General features: G+C 48.6%; 1 pseudogene. It reads right to left on the bottom strand.

Annotated elements, in window-relative coordinates:
• Window positions 1-650: pseudogene (locus R7Q11_RS26995) on the bottom strand (type 2 secretion system lipase); the annotation flags it as partial.

The raw sequence follows: 650 nt of genomic DNA, 5'->3' as shown, positions 1-650 counted from the left end.
TACGAAGAAACTTGCTCACCAACCCCTGTTAGCGCGATGTATTGGTTCTCACCAGCCGCGCCGCCAACTGCCCAGTTGTAGAGCGGAAGGTTCTTCGCTTTGGCAATGTATTCTGTCCAAACAAAACCGTTGGAGAAGTGACCTAAGAACCAGCTGTTCGGGTTAGGGAAGCGCCATTGTGATGCGATAAAGATGTTGCCTGTATCAGACAAGCTGTCACCGAGTGCAACCACTTTGTTGATTTGATCTGGCTGCATTGCTGCGTCGTTGCTCCAGATCGTGTGGTTGTATGAGAAGCGATTGTCAGCGGCGAAGAACGTAATGTCTGCGTTCTCGTTCGCCAAATCTAATGTTGCTTCACAACGCTGACGGATAACGTTTTGCGACGTGTTGGTGTAGAACATGTTTTTAAATGAAACGGAGCTCCACCAGTAGCCGTCAATGGTGAAGTAGCTACCATCTTCGTTTTTTGCCCATTCCCAATCGGTCGCCGGATCATCTTTCGAGTAGCTGGTGCGATACCAACAGCGAACATAGGTATAGGTTTGGTTTTCTTGCGTGCTGATCACTTCAGACGCTGAAACCATTTCTGGTGATAAGGTTGGCTCTTCGGCAACTGCAGAAGCAAGCGGGAGTAATGCAGTTAATAG

The sequence above is a fragment of the Vibrio sp. 970 genome (genome assembly GCF_033339075.1).
This window is presented reverse-complemented; position numbering and strand designations above follow the sequence as displayed.